Source organism: Clostridium sp. CAG:43 (assembly GCF_000434655.1).
Taxonomy (GTDB): Bacteria; Bacillota; Clostridia; order Lachnospirales; family Lachnospiraceae; genus Otoolea; species Otoolea fessa.
Genome location: NZ_FR895096.1, coordinates 28,835 through 35,424 on the forward strand (window position 1 = coordinate 28,835; position 6,590 = coordinate 35,424).

Below are 6,590 nucleotides of genomic sequence, written 5' to 3' on the forward strand. Positions count from 1 at the left end.
AGGGGCGGAGGTCGTCGAAAGAGATAGAAGGAGACGAAAAGATGAAAAGTGATGCAGTAAGAAAAGGGATGCAGCAGGCACCTCACCGTTCTTTGTTTAATGCACTCGGTATGACGGAAGAGGAGATGAACAAACCTCTCGTCGGTATCGTAAGTTCTTATAATGAGATTGTTCCGGGACACATGAACCTGGACAAGATTGTAAATGCCGTGAAGCTGGGCGTAGCGATGGCTGGCGGAACACCGGTTGTATTTCCGGCGATCGCAGTCTGTGATGGTATCGCTATGGGACATATCGGCATGAAATATTCCCTGGTTACCCGTGATCTGATCGCAGATTCCACCGAATGTATGGCGCTGGCACATCAGTTCGATGCGCTGGTTATGGTTCCAAACTGTGATAAAAACGTACCGGGACTTCTGATGGCAGCAGCCCGCGTCAATGTACCGACTGTATTTGTCAGCGGCGGTCCGATGTTAGCCGGTCATGTAAAGGGACAGAAGAGAAGTCTTTCCAGCATGTTCGAGGCAGTTGGTTCCTACGCAGCAGGCACCATGACGGAAGAAGATGTGAAAGAATTCGAATGTAAGGTCTGCCCGACCTGCGGTTCCTGTTCCGGTATGTACACCGCCAACAGCATGAACTGCTTAACAGAGGTACTCGGTATGGGTCTTCAGGGCAACGGTACGATCCCGGCAGTTTACTCCGAGCGAATCAAACTGGCAAAACACGCTGGTATGAAGGTTATGGAGATGTATGAGAAAAACATCCGTCCGAGAGATATTATGACAGAAAAGGCATTTTTAAATGCACTGACCGTGGATATGGCACTCGGATGTTCTACCAACAGTATGCTGCATCTTCCGGCGATTGCACATGAGGCAGGCGTAGACCTGAACATGGAGCTGGTCAATGAGATGAGCAAGCGCACCCCGAACCTGTGCCATCTGGCGCCGGCAGGTCCGACCTACATGGAGGATTTGAACGAGGCAGGCGGCGTGTATGCGGTTATGAATGAGCTGTCCAAGAAGAACCTTCTGAATCTGGACTGCATGACCGTAACCGGCAAGACCGTTGGCGAGAATATCAAGGGCTGTGTCAACAAGAATCCGGAGGTTATCCGACCGATCGACAATCCGTACAGCCAGACTGGCGGTATTGCGATCCTGAAAGGAAACCTGGCACCGGATACAGGCGTTGTAAAACGTTCTGCCGTTGCACCGGAGATGCTGGTACATCAGGGACCGGCGCGTGTGTTTGACTGTGAGGAAGACGCGATTGCAGCGATCAAGGGCGGCAAGATCGTGGCTGGCGATGTTGTTGTCATCCGTTACGAGGGACCGAAGGGCGGTCCGGGCATGCGTGAGATGCTGAACCCGACTTCTGCCATCGCAGGTATGGGACTTGGTTCCAGCGTAGCTCTGATCACAGACGGACGTTTCTCCGGCGCATCCAGAGGTGCATCCATCGGACACGTTTCTCCGGAGGCGGCAGTCGGCGGACCGATCGCGCTGGTTGAGGAAGGCGATATTATTTCCATCGATATCAACAATAACTCCCTGAACGTACTCGTATCCGACGAGGAGCTGGCAGAGAGAAGAAAGAAATGGCAGCCGAGAGAACCGAAGGTTACGACCGGATACCTGGCACGTTATGCAGCGCTTGTAACGAGCGGAAACCGGGGCGCAATCCTGGAGGTTCCGAAGACACAGAAGTAATCATATGTACTCTCGGAGTTTTTCAGCCCCGCTTTTGCGGTTGATGAAAGCCCGGGAGTATATGCATTTAAAATGGTTTAAGGAAGGAAAGCAGGTTAGACAGATGAAGACATTGACAGGAGCAGAGATTGTCATTGAATGCTTGAAAGAGCAGGGGGTAGACACGGTGTTCGGTTATCCGGGCGGCGCGATCCTCAACATTTATGATGCACTTTATAAACACAAGGATGAAATCACCCATATTTTGACCTCTCATGAACAGGGAGCGTCCCACGCGGCAGACGGCTACGCGAGAGCAACCGGTAAGGTCGGTGTGTGTATGGCGACATCCGGTCCGGGAGCTACAAACCTGGTTACGGGTATTGCAACGGCTAACCTGGATTCCATTCCGATGGTAGCCATCACCTGTAATGTAACGACAGGGCTTCTTGGAAAAGACAGCTTCCAGGAGATCGACATTCTGGGTGTTACCATGCCGATCACGAAATATAATTTTATCGTAAAGGATGTCACGAAGCTGGCAGATGTGATCCGTCGTGCGTTCGTGATTGCTAAGAGTGGCCGTCCGGGTCCGGTTCTGGTGGATATCACCAAGGATGTGACGGCAGCGGCCTGCGAGTACGAGCCGAAGGAACCGCAGCCGATCGAGCGCGAGACAGAGCTAATCCGTGAGGAAGACATGGAAAAGGCGATCGAGATGATCAAGGCGGCGAGAAAACCGTTTATTTTCGTCGGCGGCGGTGCAGTGGCGTCAGATGCTGCCAATGAATTAAGTGCATTTGCACATAAAGTTCAGGCGCCGGTGGGAGACAGCCTGATGGGTAAAGGTGCATTTGACGGAACCGATGTCCTTTATACCGGTATGATCGGTATGCACGGAACCAAGACATCCAACCTCGGTGTGGCAGAGTGCGATCTGCTGATCGTTGTAGGCGCGCGTTTCAGTGACCGTGTTGTGGGCGATCCGAACCATTTTGCAAGCAATGCAAAGATTTTACACATAGATATCGATCCGGCGGAGATCAACAAAAATATCCAGACCGATGCGAGCATTATTGGTGATGTCAAGATTATTCTGCGTAAGCTAAACGCGCGTCTGGATCCGATGAACCATGACGAGTGGCTGAGCCACATTGAGCGTCTGAAAGATATGTACCCGCTCCGCTACAACAAGGAAGTTCTGACCGGTCCGTATATCATGGAAGAGATCTACAAGGTAACCGGAGGCGATGCGATCATCTGTACCGATGTCGGACAGCATCAGATGTGGGCGGCACAGTATTATAAATACAAACGTCCGAGACAGCTTCTGACCTCCGGCGGTCTGGGCACGATGGGCTACGGTCTGGGCGCAGCGATTGGTGCGAAGATGGGCTGTAAGGATAAGACGGTTATCAATATTGCCGGAGACGGCTGTTTCCGTATGAACATGAACGAGATTGCGACGGCAACCCGCTACAACATTCCGGTTATCGAGGTTGTATTTAACAACCATGTTCTGGGTATGGTGCGCCAGTGGCAGACCCTGTTCTATGGAAAACGCTATTCCCAGACGGAGCTTTACGATCAGATGGATTTCGTCAAGGTGGCAGAGGGCATGGGCGCGAAAGCATACCGTATCACGAAGAAAGAGGATGTGGAGCCGGTGCTGCGCGAGGCGATCAGCTTAAATATCCCGGTTATGATCGAGTGCCAGATCGGCAGCGATGACAAGGTATTCCCGATGGTTCCGGCTGGAAAACCGATCGAGGAAGCGTTTGATGAGATTGACTTACGCATCGAATAGTTGTAAAATGGGGGCAATTATCACATTTTTGTGTAAGACAGGAGGAGATTTATTATGAGCAGAGTCTATAACTTTTCGGCAGGTCCGGCAGTGCTTCCGGAGGAGGTACTGAGAGAGGCAGCGGCAGAGATGCTGGATTATCAGGGCAGCGGTATGTCCGTCATGGAGATGAGCCACCGCTCCAAGGATTTCCAGGCCATCATTGATGATGCAGAGAAGGATCTGCGCGAACTGATGCAGATTCCGGACAATTACAAAGTATTATTCGTACAGGGCGGCGGCAATATGCAGTTCGCCATGGTTCCGATGAACCTGTTCAAAAATAAGGTGGGGGATTACATCATCACCGGACAGTGGGCAAAGAAAGCATATCAGGAGGCAAAGATGTTTGGTACTGCCAACGCGATTGCATCCAGCGCTGACAAGACCTTTTCCTACATCCCGGATTGTTCGGACCTTCCGGTGGATGAGAACGCAGATTACGTGTATATCTGCTTAAATAACACTATTTACGGAACCGTATACCACGAGCTTCCGAACACCAAGGGCAAGACACTGGTAGCAGATATCTCCTCCTGTTTCCTGTCAGAGCCGATCGATGTGAGTAAGTTTGGTATTCTCTGGGGCGGTGTCCAGAAGAACGTAGGTCCGGCTGGTATGGCGATCGTCATCATCCGCGAGGATCTGATCACCGAGGATGTTCTTCCGGGAACACCAACCATGCTGCGCTACAAAACATACGCAGACAATGACTCTCTGTACAACACACCGCCTACATACACCATCTATATGTGCGGCAAGGTATTTAAATGGCTCAAGAAAATGGGCGGTTTAAGTGCCATGAAGGAGCGCAACGAGAAGAAGGCGAAGATCCTTTACGATTTCCTCGATGAGAGCAAGCTCTTCAAGGGTACCGTTGAGAAAAAGGATCGTTCCCTGATGAACGTACCGTTCGTCACCGGCGATGCAGATCTGGATGCCCTGTTTGTCAAGGAAGCCAAAGAGGCAGGTTTTGTGAACTTAAAAGGTCACCGTACCGTCGGTGGTATGCGTGCCAGCATCTACAATGCAATGCCGATCGAGGGCGTTGAGAAATTAGTTGCTTTCATGCGTGAATTTGAGAAAAAACATACAAATTAGTCAATTTTAAAATTTATGCCATTGCTGCGGCGAAAGGGAGGGGGAATCCGTTCCTTTCTGCTGCAGCAGTGGACTTTTTAAAACAAAAACAGCCCGCGTATGGGAAGATTTGAAATTTTGAAAGAAAAGAGAGTTAAAAAATGAGAAAAATCCATTGCCTGAACCCGATTTCCAAGCTGGGAACCGGCTTACTGACCGAAAATTATGAGATGACTGACAACCTGGCGGAGGCAGAGGGCATTCTGGTCCGCAGTGCTGCCATGCATGATCTGGAACTTCCGAAGGGACTGCGTGCCGTTGCACGTGCCGGAGCGGGCGTCAACAACATTCCGCTTGACAAGTGTGCGGAGGCTGGTGTTGTCGTATTCAATACACCGGGCGCCAATGCAAACGGTGTCAAAGAGCTGGTGCTGGCTGGCATGCTGCTGGGAGCCAGAGACGTAGTCGGCGGCATCGACTGGTGCAAGGAGCAGAAGGACAATGAAAATATCTCCAAAGATATGGAGAAGGCGAAAAAGAAATTTGCCGGTCATGAGATCCGCGGCAAAAAGCTTGGTGTTATCGGACTGGGCGCCATCGGCGCAGAGGTTGCAAACGCAGCTGCAGCGCTTGGCATGGAAGTATACGGCTATGACCCGTTCATTTCTGTCAAGGCAGCGTGGATGCTTTCCAGAGACGTAAAGCACATCACATCTGTTGATACGATCTATCAGGAATGCGATTACATCACCGTTCATGTACCGCTGCTTGACAGCACCCGCCAGATGATCAACAAAGACAGCCTGGGACAGATGAAGGACGGCGTGGTTATCTTAAACTTTGCGCGTGACCTTCTGGTAAATGACGACGATATGGCAGAGGCGCTGGCTTCCGGTCGTGTAAAACGCTATATCACCGATTTTCCGAATGCAAAAGTAATGCAGATGCCGAACGTCATCGCAACCCCACATCTGGGCGCATCCACAGAAGAATCCGAGGATAATTGTGCCGTGATGGCAGTCAAAGAGCTGATGGATTACCTGGACAATGGTAATATCAAGAATTCCGTCAACTTCCCGAACTGCGATATGGGCGTGTGCACAACCGTAGGTCGTCTTGCACTTCTTCATAAGAACGTGCCGAACATGATCGGACAGATTTCCTCGATCCTGGCATCGACTGACATGAACATCGCAAACATGACGAACAAGAGCCGTGATAAATACGCATATACGCTGGTTGATCTGGAGACCAAGGCAGACGCGGCGACGATTGAGAAGCTGAAAGCTATTCAGGGTATGATGCGCGTGCGCGTGATCAAATAATAAGTGAACATAAAAATGGCGGATTATATCGTATAAGGTAGTTCTGCTGAAAACAGCCGGAGAAAGTGTGGTTTTGGCTCACCTTTTTCGGCTGTTTTTGTCATTGGGTGGAAAATTGCTCAAGACTGGAGTCTTTCATTTCATAAACACGCGTCCACTCCTTAGTGCCATCTTTTTTGACAGTTTCGGAGCGGTTTATCGCCAGAAAACGGATCAGTTCATAGCAGTCAATCCAGATTTCGTTGTTTCCTTCTTTCTGGGATTCGTCAAAAATGAGCTGCAATCCGAAATGCAGGTGCGGTTCAGCGATGTTGTTGGTGTTTTCAGTGCTGCTGTAGCCGGTGTGCCCGAGATAACCGATCACGTCCCCGGCGGTGACGAGACTGCCCTCTTTCAGGTTTGACTGGTAGGGGTAGTCTTTGCGTAAATGTGCATAATAGTAGTATCGTTTCCCGTCAAAGCTGCGGATGCCGATGCGCCAGCCGCCGTACTGGTTCCAGCCGAGCGCCTCGACGCGCCCGGATTCCACAGCAATCACAGGCGTTCCCGTCTGCCCCATCATATCATGCCCGAGATGCCGTCTCCGGTAACCGTAGCTGCGGGAGACACCGAAATCGTCATAGTGGCTGTAGGGAAAGTTTT

Annotated in this window: 5 protein-coding genes; 4 read left to right on the plus strand and 1 reads right to left on the minus strand. The window is 50.8% G+C overall.

Features of this window, described 5'->3' with window-relative positions:
• Positions 1–41 precede the first annotated feature (41 nt).
• From ilvD to QVO97_RS08295, 4 genes are all read left to right on the plus strand, one after another.
• The gene (gene ilvD, locus QVO97_RS08280) at positions 42–1,718 is read left to right on the plus strand and encodes a dihydroxy-acid dehydratase (RefSeq protein ID WP_022359872.1); all 1,677 of its coding nucleotides are present in this window, start codon (positions 42–44) and stop codon (positions 1,716–1,718) included.
• 103 nt (positions 1,719–1,821) lie between these two features.
• A complete protein-coding gene (ilvB, locus tag QVO97_RS08285; protein WP_022359873.1) occupies positions 1,822–3,504 on the plus strand; it encodes a biosynthetic-type acetolactate synthase large subunit in 1,683 nt (560 codons plus the stop codon).
• Between the two features lie 54 nt (positions 3,505–3,558).
• Positions 3,559–4,644, plus strand: a complete 1,086-nt coding sequence (gene serC / locus QVO97_RS08290) for a 3-phosphoserine/phosphohydroxythreonine transaminase (RefSeq protein WP_022359874.1) — start codon at positions 3,559–3,561, stop codon at positions 4,642–4,644.
• A gap of 140 nt (positions 4,645–4,784) precedes the next feature.
• Positions 4,785–5,948, plus strand: coding sequence for a phosphoglycerate dehydrogenase (locus QVO97_RS08295; protein WP_022359875.1), 1,164 nt, complete (start codon positions 4,785–4,787; stop codon positions 5,946–5,948).
• Positions 5,949–6,048: 100 nt separating this feature from the next.
• Here the strand turns inward: QVO97_RS08295 and QVO97_RS08300 are convergent.
• Positions 6,049–6,590, minus strand: a 542-nt coding sequence (locus QVO97_RS08300) for a M23 family metallopeptidase (RefSeq protein WP_288189407.1), incomplete at its 5' end; no start/stop codon positions are given.

What these genes read in the sequence shown, in the direction of transcription:
- ilvD (WP_022359872.1), top strand. Translation starts at nt 42, where the DNA reads ATGAAAAGTGATGCAGTAAGAAAAGGGATGCAGCAGGCACCTCACCGT.
- ilvB (WP_022359873.1), top strand. Translation starts at nt 1,822, where the DNA reads ATGAAGACATTGACAGGAGCAGAGATTGTCATTGAATGCTTGAAAGAG.
- serC (WP_022359874.1), top strand. Translation starts at nt 3,559, where the DNA reads ATGAGCAGAGTCTATAACTTTTCGGCAGGTCCGGCAGTGCTTCCGGAG.
- QVO97_RS08295 (WP_022359875.1), top strand. Translation starts at nt 4,785, where the DNA reads ATGAGAAAAATCCATTGCCTGAACCCGATTTCCAAGCTGGGAACCGGC.